This window comes from Vibrio sp. Vb0667 (assembly GCF_033391095.1).
Genome location: NZ_JAWPOL010000015.1, coordinates 1 through 13,850, shown reverse-complemented (window position 1 = coordinate 13,850; position 13,850 = coordinate 1). Strand labels below are relative to the sequence as shown.

General features: G+C 44.5%; 30 protein-coding genes. 13 read left to right on the top strand and 17 right to left on the bottom strand.

The features are described 5' to 3' along the window. The first annotated feature begins 193 nt into the window (after window positions 1-193). The 13 genes from R8269_RS14570 to R8269_RS14515 all read left to right on the top strand — a co-directional run bounded on the left by R8269_RS14570 (window position 194) and on the right by R8269_RS14515 (window position 5,649). Window positions 194-652 (top strand): hypothetical protein, encoded by a 459-nt coding sequence (locus R8269_RS14570; RefSeq protein ID WP_064369724.1) that lies wholly within the window; start codon window positions 194-196, stop codon window positions 650-652. Further along, window positions 652-1,281: a tyrosine-type recombinase/integrase gene (locus R8269_RS14565; RefSeq protein ID WP_054866453.1), complete on the top strand. Its 630-nt coding sequence runs from the start codon at window positions 652-654 to the stop codon at window positions 1,279-1,281. Before R8269_RS14570 ends, R8269_RS14565 begins: the two co-directional genes overlap by 1 nt. A 14-nt stretch (window positions 1,282-1,295) precedes the next feature. Then, the gene (locus R8269_RS14560; protein WP_176311803.1) at window positions 1,296-1,496 is read left to right on the top strand and encodes a hypothetical protein; all 201 of its coding nucleotides are present in this window, start codon (window positions 1,296-1,298) and stop codon (window positions 1,494-1,496) included. A gap of 94 nt (window positions 1,497-1,590) precedes the next feature. Further along, the gene (locus tag R8269_RS14555) at window positions 1,591-2,112 is read left to right on the top strand and encodes a Fe3+-citrate ABC transporter substrate-binding protein (protein WP_212668980.1); all 522 of its coding nucleotides are present in this window, start codon (window positions 1,591-1,593) and stop codon (window positions 2,110-2,112) included. A 118-nt stretch (window positions 2,113-2,230) separates the two neighbouring features. Then, the gene (locus R8269_RS14550; RefSeq protein WP_206954352.1) at window positions 2,231-2,488 is read left to right on the top strand and encodes a hypothetical protein; all 258 of its coding nucleotides are present in this window, start codon (window positions 2,231-2,233) and stop codon (window positions 2,486-2,488) included. A gap of 67 nt (window positions 2,489-2,555) precedes the next feature. Next, window positions 2,556-2,789, top strand: a complete 234-nt coding sequence (locus tag R8269_RS14545) for a hypothetical protein (protein WP_206954350.1) — start codon at window positions 2,556-2,558, stop codon at window positions 2,787-2,789. A gap of 73 nt (window positions 2,790-2,862) precedes the next feature. Further along, complete coding sequence (locus R8269_RS14540; RefSeq protein WP_318222577.1) at window positions 2,863-3,261, top strand: hypothetical protein; 399 nt, start codon at window positions 2,863-2,865, stop codon at window positions 3,259-3,261. Further along, the gene (locus tag R8269_RS14535; protein WP_318222576.1) at window positions 3,258-3,764 is read left to right on the top strand and encodes a hypothetical protein; all 507 of its coding nucleotides are present in this window, start codon (window positions 3,258-3,260) and stop codon (window positions 3,762-3,764) included. Before R8269_RS14540 ends, R8269_RS14535 begins: the two co-directional genes overlap by 4 nt. A 147-nt stretch (window positions 3,765-3,911) precedes the next feature. Further along, entirely contained in the window at window positions 3,912-4,415 is a 504-nt protein-coding gene (locus R8269_RS14530; protein ID WP_206954342.1) for a hypothetical protein, read from the top strand. After that, entirely contained in the window at window positions 4,361-4,597 is a 237-nt protein-coding gene (locus tag R8269_RS26695) for a DUF4236 domain-containing protein (RefSeq protein ID WP_140203140.1), read from the top strand. Before R8269_RS14530 ends, R8269_RS26695 begins: the two co-directional genes overlap by 55 nt. Next, window positions 4,587-4,925: a hypothetical protein gene (locus tag R8269_RS14525; protein WP_318222575.1), complete on the top strand. Its 339-nt coding sequence runs from the start codon at window positions 4,587-4,589 to the stop codon at window positions 4,923-4,925. The genes R8269_RS26695 and R8269_RS14525 overlap by 11 nt, the downstream gene beginning before the upstream one ends. Window positions 4,926-4,927: 2 nt before the next feature. Next, window positions 4,928-5,254 carry a hypothetical protein gene (locus tag R8269_RS14520; RefSeq protein WP_318222574.1) on the top strand — a complete coding sequence of 109 codons (327 nt, stop codon included), beginning with the start codon at window positions 4,928-4,930 and terminating at the stop codon, window positions 5,252-5,254. Further along, window positions 5,242-5,649: a hypothetical protein gene (locus R8269_RS14515; RefSeq protein ID WP_318222573.1), complete on the top strand. Its 408-nt coding sequence runs from the start codon at window positions 5,242-5,244 to the stop codon at window positions 5,647-5,649. Before R8269_RS14520 ends, R8269_RS14515 begins: the two co-directional genes overlap by 13 nt. Window positions 5,650-5,900: 251 nt before the next feature. On the opposite strand, the gene R8269_RS14510 is transcribed toward R8269_RS14515, so the two are convergent. From R8269_RS14510 to R8269_RS14430, 17 genes are all read right to left on the bottom strand, one after another. After that, entirely contained in the window at window positions 5,901-6,395 is a 495-nt protein-coding gene (locus tag R8269_RS14510) for a hypothetical protein (RefSeq protein ID WP_206954335.1), read from the bottom strand. Between the two features lie 192 nt (window positions 6,396-6,587). Next, the gene (locus R8269_RS14505; protein ID WP_140203144.1) at window positions 6,588-7,010 is read right to left on the bottom strand and encodes a hypothetical protein; all 423 of its coding nucleotides are present in this window, start codon (window positions 7,008-7,010) and stop codon (window positions 6,588-6,590) included. 162 nt (window positions 7,011-7,172) lie between these two features. Further along, window positions 7,173-7,376, bottom strand: coding sequence for a helix-turn-helix domain-containing protein (locus R8269_RS14500; protein ID WP_242542070.1), 204 nt, complete (start codon window positions 7,374-7,376; stop codon window positions 7,173-7,175). Between the two features lie 163 nt (window positions 7,377-7,539). Then, on the bottom strand, window positions 7,540-8,037 hold the full coding sequence (locus tag R8269_RS14495) for a hypothetical protein (RefSeq protein WP_158174320.1): 498 nt from the start codon (window positions 8,035-8,037) through the stop codon (window positions 7,540-7,542). Window positions 8,038-8,198: 161 nt separating this feature from the next. Further along, on the bottom strand, window positions 8,199-8,441 hold the full coding sequence (locus R8269_RS14490; protein ID WP_206954333.1) for a hypothetical protein: 243 nt from the start codon (window positions 8,439-8,441) through the stop codon (window positions 8,199-8,201). 10 nt (window positions 8,442-8,451) lie between these two features. Next, entirely contained in the window at window positions 8,452-8,811 is a 360-nt protein-coding gene (locus R8269_RS14485) for an ASCH domain-containing protein (RefSeq protein WP_206954331.1), read from the bottom strand. Next, window positions 8,805-9,044 (bottom strand): hypothetical protein, encoded by a 240-nt coding sequence (locus R8269_RS14480; protein WP_206954329.1) that lies wholly within the window; start codon window positions 9,042-9,044, stop codon window positions 8,805-8,807. The genes R8269_RS14485 and R8269_RS14480 overlap by 7 nt, the downstream gene beginning before the upstream one ends. Next, on the bottom strand, window positions 9,044-9,274 hold the full coding sequence (locus R8269_RS14475) for a hypothetical protein (RefSeq protein WP_206954327.1): 231 nt from the start codon (window positions 9,272-9,274) through the stop codon (window positions 9,044-9,046). The genes R8269_RS14480 and R8269_RS14475 overlap by 1 nt, the downstream gene beginning before the upstream one ends. 37 nt (window positions 9,275-9,311) lie before the next feature. Continuing rightward, entirely contained in the window at window positions 9,312-10,058 is a 747-nt protein-coding gene (locus tag R8269_RS14470; protein WP_206954325.1) for a hypothetical protein, read from the bottom strand. Between the two features lie 185 nt (window positions 10,059-10,243). Beyond that, window positions 10,244-10,492 (bottom strand): hypothetical protein, encoded by a 249-nt coding sequence (locus R8269_RS14465; protein ID WP_158174315.1) that lies wholly within the window; start codon window positions 10,490-10,492, stop codon window positions 10,244-10,246. A gap of 219 nt (window positions 10,493-10,711) precedes the next feature. Continuing rightward, a complete protein-coding gene (locus R8269_RS14460; RefSeq protein ID WP_206954323.1) occupies window positions 10,712-10,960 on the bottom strand; it encodes a hypothetical protein in 249 nt (82 codons plus the stop codon). Window positions 10,961-10,973: 13 nt separating this feature from the next. After that, window positions 10,974-11,222 (bottom strand): hypothetical protein, encoded by a 249-nt coding sequence (locus tag R8269_RS14455; RefSeq protein WP_206954321.1) that lies wholly within the window; start codon window positions 11,220-11,222, stop codon window positions 10,974-10,976. Between the two features lie 118 nt (window positions 11,223-11,340). After that, a complete protein-coding gene (locus R8269_RS14450; protein WP_169629026.1) occupies window positions 11,341-11,880 on the bottom strand; it encodes a helix-turn-helix transcriptional regulator in 540 nt (179 codons plus the stop codon). A gap of 469 nt (window positions 11,881-12,349) precedes the next feature. Continuing rightward, the gene (locus R8269_RS14445; RefSeq protein WP_206954319.1) at window positions 12,350-12,616 is read right to left on the bottom strand and encodes a hypothetical protein; all 267 of its coding nucleotides are present in this window, start codon (window positions 12,614-12,616) and stop codon (window positions 12,350-12,352) included. 29 nt (window positions 12,617-12,645) lie between these two features. After that, window positions 12,646-13,170: a DUF4262 domain-containing protein gene (locus tag R8269_RS14440; RefSeq protein ID WP_206954317.1), complete on the bottom strand. Its 525-nt coding sequence runs from the start codon at window positions 13,168-13,170 to the stop codon at window positions 12,646-12,648. Between the two features lie 53 nt (window positions 13,171-13,223). Then, window positions 13,224-13,667, bottom strand: coding sequence for a hypothetical protein (locus R8269_RS14435; RefSeq protein ID WP_206954315.1), 444 nt, complete (start codon window positions 13,665-13,667; stop codon window positions 13,224-13,226). After that, a partial coding sequence (locus R8269_RS14430) for a hypothetical protein (protein WP_318222572.1) occupies window positions 13,657-13,850 on the bottom strand: 194 nt, incomplete at its 5' end. The genes R8269_RS14435 and R8269_RS14430, both read right to left, overlap by 11 nt.

Genomic DNA, 13,850 nt, shown 5'->3' with positions numbered 1-13,850 from the left:
TAAAAAATGGCTTCTTGCTGGTGGTGTTTTGAGCACTATTGCGTTATTTATCAAAAGTTGATTAATCGCCCACTTTTGGAACTCTTTGTACTTTCAATAGAAGTATTCCGAACAGGGTTGCAAAAGATATTCCGTTGGAATATATTGTGTTCCGAGCAAACACTGGCATTTTGCCAAAAAAGGATCAGCAAAAATGTTTAAAAAAAATGAATTGGTGTCGCTTTCGGATGAATGGGCGAGCAAACGCAGTGCCATCCAAGAGCGTCATCATGACCTTATTCTTATCTCTCTGGATGAGCTAATCAATGAATGTGGAGGCCAAGAGCAAGCCGCCGCTGTCATTCGCAACTTCTACGGCTTGCCTTGTGTGCAAGGCACGATCAGCAAGGCGCGAAAAGGTGCCAATGCCCTAAAGATTCGCTCTCAGCTTCGCTTTGCTATCAATACCATTAAAGAGCCCCAAAGTGTTCAAGCACAAACCAAGATGATTAACCACTTTGGCCGCCTACCTGTTCACCACGATTTTGTGTGTGTCGATGGGGAACTCGGCTTGTTCTTGGGCTTTGGCTTGCTATCTCGAACCCTGCAAATTCAGGTGTTCGTTGGTGGTGAGTTTAAGACGGTTAATGCTAATGAAGTGGAGTTAATCTAATGGCTGCTTTCCCTGCGCGTGACTTAGACGAATTGGAAAAAATCATCCGTTTAATGGATGACATAAACCCGCTTATCTCGATGATGATTGAAATGGAGGTGCGTACAGGTTTACGTTATTGCGACATTTCGAAGCTAAAATTCAGCGATGTGATGATAAATGGCGTGATTAGGTCGTCATTTACCATTGTGCAGTCTAAAGGCTTCAAAGGCCGTATGACCCGAGGTAAGAGTGAAAAGGCCGCTAAAGAAGCCGCCCGAATCACCATCCACGTTAACGCCGAACTGGAAGAACTGATTAAGCGTATCTACCTACACAATGGCCATAATGAGTTGATGTTTCAATCCAATCACCACTTGGCCAAAAAGGGCAATGCGATCAGCATCCAGTACATCAACCGAGCGTATAAGCGCATAGCAATGGAGTTGAGGTTGCCATACCAGCTATCAACACACTCGATGCGAAAAATGTACGCCATGCTATTGCTTGAAAAGAAAGCCTCTTTGAAAGTGATTAAAGATGCGTTGGGGCACTCCAGTGTTGCCGTGACTGACCACTACTTAAGAACGTTCCACGATGAAGCGAAAGAGTACACAACAGGCATTTCATTAAAACCAAAGGCAGAATAAAGGGAGGGGAAATTATGTGTAAAGCTCTGATGAACGCGAACTTGCGAGTGAACGAATTTAAGCTTCGACAACAGGAACTTTCCCGAACCCCGATTCCGAATGAGCTCAAACCAAAGGTAAGAGAATTAATGAAGCAAGGGTTCAGTAAAAAGGCAATCAAGCTAGTGCTTGGTTGCAGCTATGATGACCTAAAGACTATCAATCTGTCGCATTAATTAGGAATATAAAAAACATAGTTACGCTGTAACGTTATTCATTTGGCCAAGAAAGGGCAGCAATGGCCAGTTAAATCCAACCGAAAGGAATCGCATGTTTTGTTTTTTTGAGGGTTATAGAGTGTCAGAGTGTCGTAACGCTTATGCTTATTTCGTATCTAACACAGGCTATCGATTTATCACCAAGAAAAAGACTTGCTACGCCGTTAGTGTACCTAAACCGGAGGGCGGTTACATTCGTCGTTCTGTCGGGTTTGTTCGCATTGGTGAAAAGAAAGGACTACGCAAGGCAACCAAAATACGCAACCAAATCGGCAAGGAACTATGGGGGCGTTGTTGGGATCGCGTTCGCAAGCAATTCAACTTACTGGCGCGGTTGCCGAAAAGTCTCGACCCACGGTTAACTACCATTGATGGTAAGCAATACTATGTGGCACGGTACACCAAGTACGATGAGAACGACCAGAAGCGCGAGCATTTCATTAAGGTAAGTGTGAGCGCTCATGGGAAATTGGCGGCATGGACTCTTGCTAAGAGAAAGTTACTCAAAGCTCACAGCGATGTGATGGACGTATTGTTACACATTGAAAAGGTCAGCAGCGTACAACTTAAATAGTTTTGCTGCCGCCTACATATATTCCGAACACACCTTGTAAATCTAAACTCTATAGTTATAATCTACTCCTAATGTAAAACGTGACGTTTTAAACATACAAAAACGACGAGTTTGCATCATGGCACAGATTACACCGATTAAATTATGTGAGTTCAAACGGCTGGTGGAACATGGCCACCAGCTCAATATCGTCGCTCAGCAGCAAGCAAGCGGCGGTTTTTCTCTTATTGCCATCGATAACACTACCGATGACATAAAAGCCTACTCAGTGCGCTACACGCGCGACGATAAGCCAAGAGAATGGCGATTAGACCGACTAGCAGCAATCCTTGAAGAATCCAAGGTTAGGCGGTTTGAAGTGCGCCACTTTCAGTAAACCACATACCGGCTACAGCAAAAGCCGGTATCTCGATACAAAACCACCAGCACACAGTAAAAGAAACATGAGCATTTCATTTAGCACATTCATATCTATTGCGTTTTGGATCAGCGCAATCACCATATTCATCCTATCCGCTTGGGTGCTCCACCTTGCCTTAAGCGAGAAAGTTCGCCGCATCAAAGAACGCCGCCGAGTTGAGCGTATTAACGCGCATTACCACGCTTGGGCGATGACCGTCTCAGATTCCCAATATTGGGTACTACGCCGCAATACAGAGCGTCAGCTAAACAAATAACCAACGATAACAAACCTATGGCGCTTGGTAGCGTTGATGCGCTGCCTTGCCCGAGCCAGAGAGAGCAGAAACTATGTGTATTTGGCCATTATCGACCATCAAAAGACAACAAAGCGAAATCAAACGACTTAATGCCCTAGTGCATCAATTAAACGCTGGTACGGCAGCGAAATACTGCCAAATAATGGAAGATGAAAGCGTCGATGAGGAACTTAAACGCTCACTACTTCATAACCTTGCAGCAGCGTTCGTGGGTTACTTCAAACACAAGAAAGCGAACAACTACCAATTCCTTGATTACGTGGATAGCGCGCTCAATCAGCAATTCTCGATCGTCATCCAGAAAGAGAGCGGCCAAACACCAACAGCCACACTGATTCGCATTAAAAAGGCAGCATACGACCTAATGAATGCTACCAACGAAGAAGAAGTAGAAGCGGCAATGACAACGCTAAGAGAGTTAACCAGATGAGTGATCTAATTCGAGTTGTATCGGTTGGATTTCATAAGAACCAACCTTATCTATGTGAAATTCAGTGCCACAAGGACGAACAGGAACGCCCTATTGTAGATGGATTCCGTTTTCTGGATGCTTCCAAGGTCTTTAACGATGACTGGAAAGCGAACTTGCTAGCACTAATTGGCAATGATCATGCAGTAGTGTCCAGTCATGGTTGCGGCTGCTTCATTTACGAGTTCCTACGCAGCAAGGTTAAGACGCAAAACGTATTTATCCCACAAGGCGAAACAAGCCGCTTTGCTAGCGCGCGTGTGAAGCTCTTATTTGAGTTAGCAGACTTGGTAGCGAGTGACACTGGTCATGATGTTAAGCGCGAGCTGGTGGCCATTAACGGCAAAGGTCAATGGACTATCCATAAGCCTCGCACACTGGATGCGATCGCACTTTCTACTGCGTTCGCGGGTTTGAAACGACTAATCCCTTTATCGGATGATGATGGTAATGAACATGATTAACTGGCCAGCGTTCTGGTTGGCCGTTGCGTTTTTCTTTGTGCTGGAATGCGTGTTCCATATGCTCAAGTTGCCCGAGTTCCCGCGCATTGTGATCGGCCTTGTTCTGGTCGTCCTCATGTCGGATTTTATATTTAAGGCGGTGTCTTGATGAACCTAATCACCAGTACAGAGAACCACTTTGCCACGGTAGCAAGTAACTCAAAGATTGATGCCATGCGTTTTGCGATGGCCTGTATTAAGCACAATCCCAAACGTCGCGTTCTGTTTGTATGCTCAGTCCAGGATAAGCACGAATATCTATCCCTGATTGAAGATTGCCTAATGGTAGAGAAAATCGTTGAACACAGTGGCGAGGTTTACCTTAAGAACGCCGACACATGTGGCCGACCATCGATCATGTTTCAACACTACCGTAGTGGTCGAGAGGAAGCGCTGGCGGGTTGGTGTCTACATAACTTTAAGATCATCGTTAACGAATCCTACTTAACCGATAAGGCCAAACAGGTGCTAATGGCCACAATAACCAATGATGATAACGCCCTGATAGTGACAGGGGCGACTGGCACCAAGAATGCAAACCACTTTGAGTACATACCATGCGAAAAACGAACATTACTTTCCGCAAGTCATTCCGAATATCTGGCCTTATAAGGGTTAACTTTGGCAAAACTGGCTTTACTAGCGTCTCAATTGGTGGGCGCTGGTTAACGCTCAATATTGGCCGTAGAGGCGTTTATGTCCAAGGGTCATTGTTTGGTACTGGTTTGGGCGCAAAACGCTGGATATGGAAGCCTACGCGCCAGAAAGAAGCACAAAAGAACTATGAGAAGTAGAACACAACTCGTCATCGATGCGCTTGAGGCTGAATACAAACGACTTGAGAAGAAAGCAGCACGATATAGGGCGCAACAAGAAATGCCTTTGTTAGCGTTCTTTGAGCTGCGAAAGGAAATCCAAGAAAAGCTACCAACGCTTGATGCTGGAACACGCGCCTTTTCCAACTATGTGCGCCAATCCAATAAGAAGCTGGCCGAACTGAAAATAGAACAAGCCAAGTACGAGAAGCGCGATATTAGCAAGGTCATACACAAAGAAGCGGTATGCCTAGAGGAAATGGCCACCATTCAAAGATTGATCGAGTTCGAGAGGATGAAAGCATAGGAATGAGAGGACGACAAGCAACCATCGTGATTTGTGACGATTACGATAGCGAGCTGGCCATTCATAGAAAGTCGTTTTTGGCTGTCAGTGTGGCCAGTGCATTAAACCAAAAGGCCGCCTTTGCTGGTGGCCTATCCGATGGCCGGAGCGGTAAGACGTATTCACGCCAAGTCATGCGCCAATACGCCAGCTTTAAGCGCGAGACACCGAGCTTAACGGCCTTTGTCGAAGCGTGTGGCCAATTCGAACTAAAACCGTATCAGAGAGATTTTATCGAAAGGCTTGAGGCCAATCGAAACGTTAAAGGGAGATTGATATGTCTTGGTTAAGTAAACTGTTTGGCAAGCTGCGATTTTCAAACGTAGCTGCATCTATCTCAAGTATTAGCGCTGGTAGCGAAATCAGAATCAACGGCAAGGTCTATAAGGGCAACTCTATCTCGATCGATAATGATGGCCGTGTGTTTGTGGACGGCAAGCTACAAGAAGATATTAAGAGCGTGAATATCAACATCCATATCAACGGCGATGTGGGCGATATTGATGCTGGTTCGGGTAGTGTCCAATGCAATGAGGCAAGGTCAATTAATACTGGCTCGGGTAACGTGAAATGCGGAGACGTTGGCGGGGATGTTTGTACAGGTGCGGGCGATGTGGTGTGTGGTCGCGTTCGTGGCCGAGTGACCACCAGCTCCGGCGATGTGTCGCAGAGGATTTGTGTTTAATTCTCCCTATCTTATATAGGTTGTAACTATCCGAGAATTATCAATTATGATAATTGATAGGTATAAACTATTGGCAAATGATACGGAGTATCGTGATAATTAACTTGCTAACACATACTGGAACTCTTTTAGAGGGTGTTGGTGTCGGAGGTGACTCCCCTAGTCAGTGAACAGGATAATCTAATAAACAAAGACCAGACCAGATTTATATTTCCGTATGAAAGAGCGCCATTTAGGCGCTTTTTTCATATCTAACGCTTTCTATTCAGAATCGACTTGCCTTGCAGCCTTTGCGAAAGTATCCAGCTAACCCTCTTTGGCTTGCCTTTGGGTAATGTGTCGCGTCCCCACGCATCAAGCTCATACGCAGAATTGACCTTCATCTTTAATTCGCCAGTTGTTCCGTGCGGCTTCGTCAAACTAAAGAAAATCGCATAGTCATAAGCTTCCATGTAGTGATAGGACTCTCCTTTCTTGGAGAGATATGGCACTGCATAGTGTTCTATAAGGTTGTTCTGAATTAGGTTGGGCAACTCTTTGCTTCTGGCGTAGCGCTCATGGCACCAATAGCGTTGCTCCTTTTTAAAAAGCATCGCTCCATTTTCTTTTTGGTCAGTAAAGCAGTGGTTAGAGTAGCTAACGTGCAGCTTTACTTCTTGGCCATCAACCATGACATAGTGCTCAGAGCTTTGTAGGTGAGAAAGGTCGTAGAAATTGCCATCAATAGTAAAGCCTGTCCAAGTCATCTTTTATCCTTTATCTTTTTCGATTGGGACATTTTACTTTATTTTTCAAAGTGGGTTCACGTTGGGGTTTTGTTTTCCCTGACGCAATCACGCCGAAACAGAAAACCAACCCCAAATATGACTATATGATGTGATTAGGTCGTGAATCATCACTCTTAAAGGCGCATTTTGACCAACTTTTACCAGTGAGACTCACTGCACCTGCAAAGGAACGTTCAGAAATGATGCCAACTCTTGCGCCATCGACTCGTCTATAAGGTCGTGCCAATAGGTAAATCCATTGAACGTCATCGAGAAACGAAACAGCTCAGTAAAGTGGTCTGTTACCTCAAATTCTACGTTCACATCCTGCGGCGCGGTAACTGTGCCAGCTCCGTATAGATTCAGCAGCCATGTTCCTGTTAATGGGTTAGGCTTCACCAGTAGTGCCTTATGGCCACCAGCAAAGAACAGAGTAATGCGCTCGATGCCTGATTCCTTGGCCTCTCTATCTTCTTGGGCTGCCCGTTGTCTTTCTTGGGCTAGGTTGAACTTGTCCATGACTTTTTCTAGGCGGTCAGGTGTCATGCTGGTTAGCTTGTCGAGTACCTTGTCCAAATCAATCTTGTCGTTCACGTTGTTTTCCTTGCTGGTGGTGTTGTTTGAGCTACACATTAACAGCAATTGGCGGGTAAAAGTAGTTGTTGAATCAATGTTATAGGGTGTAATGGTTGGGGGTGTGGATTAACGCGACTACGCTGACTAAGGAACGGCACAAGATCTCTATCTTCTATAGCCTTACTGCTCCATGCGAAACTTAATAGCTTCAATTGGATCAGGTGGAGCAATTGGATAATGAGCTTCTTCAAACGCCTCGACTAACGTTGCTAGCGCTTCCAATTCATCGCCCTCTGGCGTATTTGGTTCAGCATCGAAAATCTCAGAGATACGCGCCAGTGCAGCGCGGTTATCTTCCTCAGTTTTGATAGGTTTAATGTTCATATTCACCTCAATCTAAACGGTTGCTGCATCTACTTAGTCGTACTCAGCATGCGTATAGTCAATCATTCTTTCCCCAAAAAGGGAATTTTTTGATCCGAATAGTCAATTATTGTAGATACAAAAACACCGCCACGATGGGCGGTGTCTTTTTATTTGGTTAGCATTAACTAATCTTTAATGCCGCTCTTAGCTTGGAGAATGCTCGATCTCGCTGGGCGCTAGAATCAGAATATCCTACGGTTACTCTTGGCGTGTCGAAGTCTAGAGTGTTAATGTGAATTACACACTTTATCATTCTACCAAATGGAACGTCCTCTCGTTCAATGCTAGAAACATCATCATAATTGAAGACCTTTCCGTTCTTTTTGGTTCCAGCAAATATCTTTTTGTTGGCGTTATCGATTATTAGGCCATTATCACCATACAGCGATACATATTCTGAATTAACACCTAAACTATTAGCTCGCTTTATAAGGCGTGAATCCTCGTACTTCCCTAAATACCAGATCACTGTAATCGTGGTGATGATTGACGTAATGATGGCTCCCCAATAATTGAAATCACCATCACTAGGGATGATATGACCTCCAGCCTGAAATGAATAATAAGCCACCACTGGCGTTATAACGAATAATGTTATGATAAGTTTTATGACAAACATTCGATTCTTACTCTTTGTTATTTAGAATTTTTATTGGCAATTGCCGCCCGAAATATTATGCATTTACTTGCCGTCAATCAAGAAACTAATATTACCTATTAATGCTCTTGTAAATGATTTGAGCTATATATGAAACGATTCTTAATGGACGGCACTGTTTATCAAAGCAAGGCGATCGACACTTCGCCGTTTCTTGCTATTTTCGCCGCCTTGGCCATTTCTTCCTTAGTTGTCGCGTAGCTGTCATAGAACTGGTCAAATTCCACGGTGTTAGGGTCGAAAGGGTTTTCCATACCGCAGCCAGATTGCGCCACCATTCGCCCTAGTTCCTCGGCTGTGTCGTACTCAAACACATAGCCTTTGTACTCGATCGTGTATTTGCATTTCTTCCACCAGCGAGCCATTTGATTACTCCTAGATATTTACCCAAATTACAGCGCCTACCTTGTGCTCATAAGGGATTGGTTCAATGCGCTGTACGTCCTCCAAAACCCAAGGGCAACGCCATTTAGCCAGCTCAGGCATAGCGTCATAGTCCACCTTGTGTTTATCAAAGTTGGCCATCAATTCTGCATGCGATAGAGGCTCTAAAGAGTCGGTTAAGTTCGCTAGGCCAACGATTAAACCAGTGCCCTGTTCAATTAGGGCAATGGTGCCTCGGATTTTGGTTTTGGTAGAGCGCATTTCCCAAACCTTTAAGCCAGCGAGGATAAGGTGAATCCACGGCTTACGGATGATTAATGCGCGTGTAACTTCAATTCCGTTGATTAACATGTTTTGTCTTGAATGCTTTCATTGATAACGGCTTGAGTGGCCGCTTTAACGCCATCGCTAATGGTTAACTCAAGAACGTCTGCTACCTTATTGGCTACGGCGGAGGCCAGCTTTTCGTGCGCCTCCGTTTCTACATTCAGCTCAAGGTTCAATGACGTGCCAATGGCATTGTTAAACACGTAAACGCCGCTATGGTCTTTTGGCTGCGTGATTTCGATAATGATTTTCGCCATTACTCGTCCTCTCCCACTTTGATGCGTGGTAAGTCAGCGTAAAACTCGTCTGGTTCGCTAGTGATGGCGCGTAGCTCGATGTGTTGAGCCTTAAGGCCAGTTTTGCGCTCGAATGCCTCACGAACAAGGCCAAGTAATTCTATTTCGTTTAACGTCACTACGCCGTGTAGTTCGTTGCCGTCAATGGTTGCGTCTTTCCAAACAAGAAAAACCAAATCATCTAATGTCATAATCTGCTCCTAATTGTTCACATTTGCTGGTGGAGGATTACAGGTAGTTCTCTCTCAGTGCTAAGGTTGTTTTTTCGGTATTGGTGTACGTGTTGCTCTCTGCATCAAAGGCGATTGCGCCAGCGTCCACCAGCTCATTAAGCTCTTTCTCTGTAGCGGGTTCGTCTAGGTCGAGTAATGTTGGGTGCCAGCCATCGTCACGTTTAGCCATCTTTGAGCCGTTATCGATAAACACCAACCATTCCGCTTGTCGGCTGGTGGTGTTGAAATGCTTCGCTAGCGACTCGATACGGGTTTTGTAATAGAAGTCGGCCTTAAGGGTTGATGTGTTGCGAATAAGCGCGCCAACCGTTGCAGGATCGCTTTGAGTAGGTGTTGAGTAGCGCATGTATATGTTTTCTCGGGTCTGATTCAAGATTTGCTCATTAAGCTCTACACCGCCCTCCGCTGCGATTCTTCGGATTAGCCCGTCTAAGTCGCCATCTGGTGCGTCAATTTGAATAGCAATCCAGCTAATTTCCTCGGCTTGTGTCGCGTTGTGCTTGTCTGCTTTGCACTGAATTGCCAGGCTGCCGTTGATCTTAGCTTTAGGGTCAAACTCGATAATGTCATATGGTTTATTGCTGTCGATTAACTTCGGCTCTGGATGGTAAAGGCTGTTGCCTTTAGGTAGGTACTCGACCGTACAAAAGCCTAGTGTGTAGTTGCCCTCTTGGCCGACTTGTTTGGAGTATCGGCGTAGGTCAGCAGAAAATGTGTAACGTCCAACTTTATAGACAATCATTAGGTAACTCCCGTTTCTAAACATCCCCTTTAACTACAAAGGGATTAGGAACGAAATTAATATACCACTTCAATTTTAAATTCCGAACACATTTATTATAAAGAGACATAAAATATGCTCATTTTGTAAATCTCTGTCTATTTTTGAGCCAAAAAAAGGCGCACCATTAAGGCGCGCCGTGTGGGTTAGGTTGGGAAGTTGACCACGATTGGGATTATTAACTCGGCGTAGTCACTTAGAAGCATTAGGAACAGGCCAAGATCAACGTATAACACTAGCTTTCGCAGTTGTTTGGTTAACTTGGTCAGGTCACTAACCAGTTCTTTGGAGGTTTTGAATGCTTCGATAGAAAGTTTAATTCTTTCAATGCGTTCAGGTGTGGCCAACTTATAAACCGCAATGGCCATCGCGATAAGACTTGATATAGTTATCATGCTTTTCTTTCTTTAATCTAAAGTTAGAAAATCGAAATACGCGCGTCAATGGCCAAGCAAAAATAGTTGAAAAAAAGTGTCCAGCACTGGTCAAAAGTGCCTTAAAAATCAAAATTTGGTGGGTTAGTTTCAGTTCTATGGAGAAATGAAACTAAATTGAATAAATTCCGAACAGGATAACCAATGAGTAGTTCGGTTAGACCGAAAAAGTGGAATATATTATTCCCCGTTAATACCTAACTTAATTGATACGCCTAACACGTTCGCCAGCGAGATAAGCGAGGATAAAGATGGGTCATTAGGTGGCTGTAAGGTATTATCCATACCTTTGGCCTTGGCAGCGGTAGCTAAAGCTTCTGCAATAATCTCGGGTTCACCAGTGCTTGACGCTTCATCAATATAGGCTTGGATTGTCTGTTGGTCGGTTAGGTAGTCGGATGCGTCAAACTCTTTTAATTGAGTCGTCATAAGATCAACCTCGTTATTGGCTATTGGCCACACTGAGCGCGGTAAGGCCGCTAACCTGATTAGCTTGCTGCATTGCGCTTTGAACGGCTTCACTGTATGAGTTAGCTTCTCGGTCGAACTCGATACGAATATCGCTGCCAGATGCCGATACAGTGCAATCATTAGCACCAACCTCAAACAGCGCATTAGATAGCTCGCAAAGCGTGTCTGCGTTCATGTCGCCTTGGAACTTGGCCACCAGTGCGAAATCAAACTCTTTCAATCATCAATCCTCTTTTTAAGCAATTAGTGGCATTTTAGCTTCAACCATAAAAAAAGCCACCAGCGATACGCTGGTGGCAACTGAGACTTTATTACTTTATGGGTATTATTAGGTTAGTTTAGATATTGATGAGTAGGTTTGCGTACTTATCGCTATTCTTCATCAATCTGGTTTCTAGGTGATGGTTAATTACATCCATCATGCGAGCGCGTTCTACTAGCTCGCTAGTAACTTTGCCCTTTTGGTATAGCCAATCTGCTATGTCGCTAAGCCTCCAAAGAGGATCTTTCTTTGAAGCTTTGCGTACTGGCACAGGGAAGCCGCCGCCGCCAAATGTGCCCTTTTTGTATTTTGCTAGTGTGCTTTTCTTAACTCCGGTGAACTCCGCAGCTTCGCCCAAACTCACAAGGTCGCCCTCAATAGAGATAACCTGCAAGTTGTAGCCATCTACCGACTCCACATCCTTGATTGCTTGTGTTACAGCTTGAGCAAAGGAATCTGCCTCTCGCTCAAATTCGATATATAGCATTTCATCAACAGACATAACCGCAGCGTCAGAGCAAGCGCCCTCATACAGTTTGCACGATACGTCGAGTAAATCGTTGTCGTTCGTGATGTTGATATTGCCGATGTTTAGAGTGAACTCATAGATACTCATCGAACTCTCTCTCCGTATCACTGATACTTAATTAAATAAAAAATCGAGACTTTTAAAATCCCCTTGAGCAGTCAAGGGGATTGATATTACTTACACTGTTTTACAGCTTTTCTAATCCGCTTAGCCCACCAAAGTCGTTTGCTTGGGATAGGGGTAGACGGTACTGACATTCGGTGACATTTGTTTTTGTGGGTGCATTTGAGAATCCCTGCTGGATGCCCTTTGCTTAACTCCCAAATCCAACCAGCTTTAACTGCTTCGCTGATTGCCTTACTAATGTCTTTATCTGTATGGTACTTGCCGATAGATCACCTCATAAAGTAATTGTTAAGTCTCAGATTTTTAAAGAACGTGGGAATAAACTCACTCCCAACATCCACAATTGTACCTATTTAGATTTAAATGTCAACAATTGTGCCTATTTTTATTTTCCATGCACAAAAAAGCCACCGTGCTGGTGGCTTCATGGTTAGTTGCTCTCTTTCTTCTCAACGCAGCGATAAACGGCCATTGTGATCCCCCAACCGTTCATAATCGTGCTGTCATTGACGTAATCTTTGTCGTACTTGGCACAATGCGCGGCAACCTCGCTTAGCATCGCCTTATAGTTGATCACTGCTGAATCATAGTTGACCTGTACATAGTCCTCATTTGCAATGTCGATGTTATAAGACTGTCCCCAAACAGCGACACAACCAGACAGCAACAGCGGGAGTAGACAAACAATTTTACGCATTTCTATTGATACCTATTATTTTGATGTTTCTATTTTTGGTTATTCAGTTCGTTTAATGATGGCTGTGCGAACACATCATTAAATCCATCCTCAAAAGGCAACTTACCCTTTTCATCGGGGAAATAGACCTGTACGAACTTGGGCGTGGTTTTAACATATTCGGGATGGCTACAGTAGAAGTTATTCGCCTGTACCGTGTATTCATCCACCAGCGCTTCGAGATTCGATATTTCCTCGATATAAACAGGTAATCTCTGCCCGTTCTTTGTCTGGATAACATGATCATTGCGTCCAAGCGCAAAGCCGTGCTCTTTCCAGTGGTGGTGAAGCTGCATGATGATCATGTGCGCCGTTGTGTGCGCTGGATGATTGATAACAATGTCAGGCCAATCGTGATAAGCATGCCCGACACTATAGGTAAAATCTGGTGTAGCCAGCACGAAAACGCCGTGGCTCTTAATGCAGCGACGAATATCGCCGTATAGACTTGCTAAGAAGTCCTCCCGCTTAATGTGGTCGTGTAGATCACAAAGGAATGATTCGAATGTGTTCATAGTCGTAAATCAGGATAGGGATGGCCACCAGCGAACTGGCAGCCAATGGAAAGTTAATAGCCGTTTGCTTTTCGTGGTAGCTTGGCAATCACCGCCAACACTTCGTCACATAGCGCTTGGGTCATCTGCATAGGGTCAATATCGTTAACGTTCACTAGGTGGCGAACGTCACGAATATCCCGAGCCAATTTGCAGCATTCTTGCCATTCTTTAAGCTGGTCAGTAACAACGCCATCGCTCGTCTCTTGGCCTAGATTGAATGCGATTAGACGTTGGCTACCGCTTCGATGTTCTACGCCATCATCGCGTCTAAACGTCATTTCAATAGGGCTTAAAACGTCCCGTAGTACCATTGCCTTAAAACGTGCCTTAGTAACCGCTGTTACCTCGGCAGGAATAAAGAACGTGCCTAATGTTCGAGTACACCAACCGGAGTTAACATTAACGGTACGTCTGACATAAACCACATCGCCTTTAGTTAGTTGTTTAAATTGCATTGGCTTTCCCCTGTTCTTGTTTGTGTAGTTCTCGGCACTTCTCGGCGTATTTGTGAGCAAAGCTGACAATATCTTTTAAGCTTGAGCGGTTCTTATCGTGATGCTCTTTCTTAAATGCCTCTTTCTGGCTGTCAGATAGTGCAGCCAGTGTCGCGTCGAACTGTGCGCGTTTCTCCGGCTGAC

What these genes read in the sequence shown, in the direction of transcription:
- R8269_RS14465 (WP_158174315.1), bottom strand. Translation starts at nt 10,492, where the DNA reads ATGATAACTATATCAAGTCTTATCGCGATGGCCATTGCGGTTTATAAG.
- R8269_RS14555 (WP_212668980.1), top strand. Translation starts at nt 1,591, where the DNA reads ATGTTTTGTTTTTTTGAGGGTTATAGAGTGTCAGAGTGTCGTAACGCT.
- R8269_RS14490 (WP_206954333.1), bottom strand. Translation starts at nt 8,441, where the DNA reads ATGGCTCGCTGGTGGAAGAAATGCAAATACACGATCGAGTACAAAGGC.
- R8269_RS14450 (WP_169629026.1), bottom strand. Translation starts at nt 11,880, where the DNA reads ATGAGTATCTATGAGTTCACTCTAAACATCGGCAATATCAACATCACG.
- R8269_RS14510 (WP_206954335.1), bottom strand. Translation starts at nt 6,395, where the DNA reads ATGACTTGGACAGGCTTTACTATTGATGGCAATTTCTACGACCTTTCT.
- R8269_RS14495 (WP_158174320.1), bottom strand. Translation starts at nt 8,037, where the DNA reads ATGTTTGTCATAAAACTTATCATAACATTATTCGTTATAACGCCAGTG.
- R8269_RS14435 (WP_206954315.1), bottom strand. Translation starts at nt 13,667, where the DNA reads ATGCAATTTAAACAACTAACTAAAGGCGATGTGGTTTATGTCAGACGT.
- R8269_RS14475 (WP_206954327.1), bottom strand. Translation starts at nt 9,274, where the DNA reads ATGACATTAGATGATTTGGTTTTTCTTGTTTGGAAAGACGCAACCATT.
- R8269_RS14520 (WP_318222574.1), top strand. Translation starts at nt 4,928, where the DNA reads ATGAGAGGACGACAAGCAACCATCGTGATTTGTGACGATTACGATAGC.
- R8269_RS14500 (WP_242542070.1), bottom strand. Translation starts at nt 7,376, where the DNA reads ATGAACATTAAACCTATCAAAACTGAGGAAGATAACCGCGCTGCACTG.
- R8269_RS14525 (WP_318222575.1), top strand. Translation starts at nt 4,587, where the DNA reads ATGAGAAGTAGAACACAACTCGTCATCGATGCGCTTGAGGCTGAATAC.
- R8269_RS26695 (WP_140203140.1), top strand. Translation starts at nt 4,361, where the DNA reads ATGCGAAAAACGAACATTACTTTCCGCAAGTCATTCCGAATATCTGGC.
- R8269_RS14550 (WP_206954352.1), top strand. Translation starts at nt 2,231, where the DNA reads ATGGCACAGATTACACCGATTAAATTATGTGAGTTCAAACGGCTGGTG.
- R8269_RS14440 (WP_206954317.1), bottom strand. Translation starts at nt 13,170, where the DNA reads ATGAACACATTCGAATCATTCCTTTGTGATCTACACGACCACATTAAG.
- R8269_RS14530 (WP_206954342.1), top strand. Translation starts at nt 3,912, where the DNA reads ATGAACCTAATCACCAGTACAGAGAACCACTTTGCCACGGTAGCAAGT.
- R8269_RS14570 (WP_064369724.1), top strand. Translation starts at nt 194, where the DNA reads ATGTTTAAAAAAAATGAATTGGTGTCGCTTTCGGATGAATGGGCGAGC.
- R8269_RS14545 (WP_206954350.1), top strand. Translation starts at nt 2,556, where the DNA reads ATGAGCATTTCATTTAGCACATTCATATCTATTGCGTTTTGGATCAGC.
- R8269_RS14460 (WP_206954323.1), bottom strand. Translation starts at nt 10,960, where the DNA reads ATGACGACTCAATTAAAAGAGTTTGACGCATCCGACTACCTAACCGAC.
- R8269_RS14560 (WP_176311803.1), top strand. Translation starts at nt 1,296, where the DNA reads ATGTGTAAAGCTCTGATGAACGCGAACTTGCGAGTGAACGAATTTAAG.
- R8269_RS14480 (WP_206954329.1), bottom strand. Translation starts at nt 9,044, where the DNA reads ATGGCGAAAATCATTATCGAAATCACGCAGCCAAAAGACCATAGCGGC.
- R8269_RS14515 (WP_318222573.1), top strand. Translation starts at nt 5,242, where the DNA reads ATGTCTTGGTTAAGTAAACTGTTTGGCAAGCTGCGATTTTCAAACGTA.
- R8269_RS14485 (WP_206954331.1), bottom strand. Translation starts at nt 8,811, where the DNA reads ATGTTAATCAACGGAATTGAAGTTACACGCGCATTAATCATCCGTAAG.
- R8269_RS14445 (WP_206954319.1), bottom strand. Translation starts at nt 12,616, where the DNA reads ATGCGTAAAATTGTTTGTCTACTCCCGCTGTTGCTGTCTGGTTGTGTC.
- R8269_RS14535 (WP_318222576.1), top strand. Translation starts at nt 3,258, where the DNA reads ATGAGTGATCTAATTCGAGTTGTATCGGTTGGATTTCATAAGAACCAA.
- R8269_RS14540 (WP_318222577.1), top strand. Translation starts at nt 2,863, where the DNA reads ATGTGTATTTGGCCATTATCGACCATCAAAAGACAACAAAGCGAAATC.
- R8269_RS14565 (WP_054866453.1), top strand. Translation starts at nt 652, where the DNA reads ATGGCTGCTTTCCCTGCGCGTGACTTAGACGAATTGGAAAAAATCATC.
- R8269_RS14470 (WP_206954325.1), bottom strand. Translation starts at nt 10,058, where the DNA reads ATGATTGTCTATAAAGTTGGACGTTACACATTTTCTGCTGACCTACGC.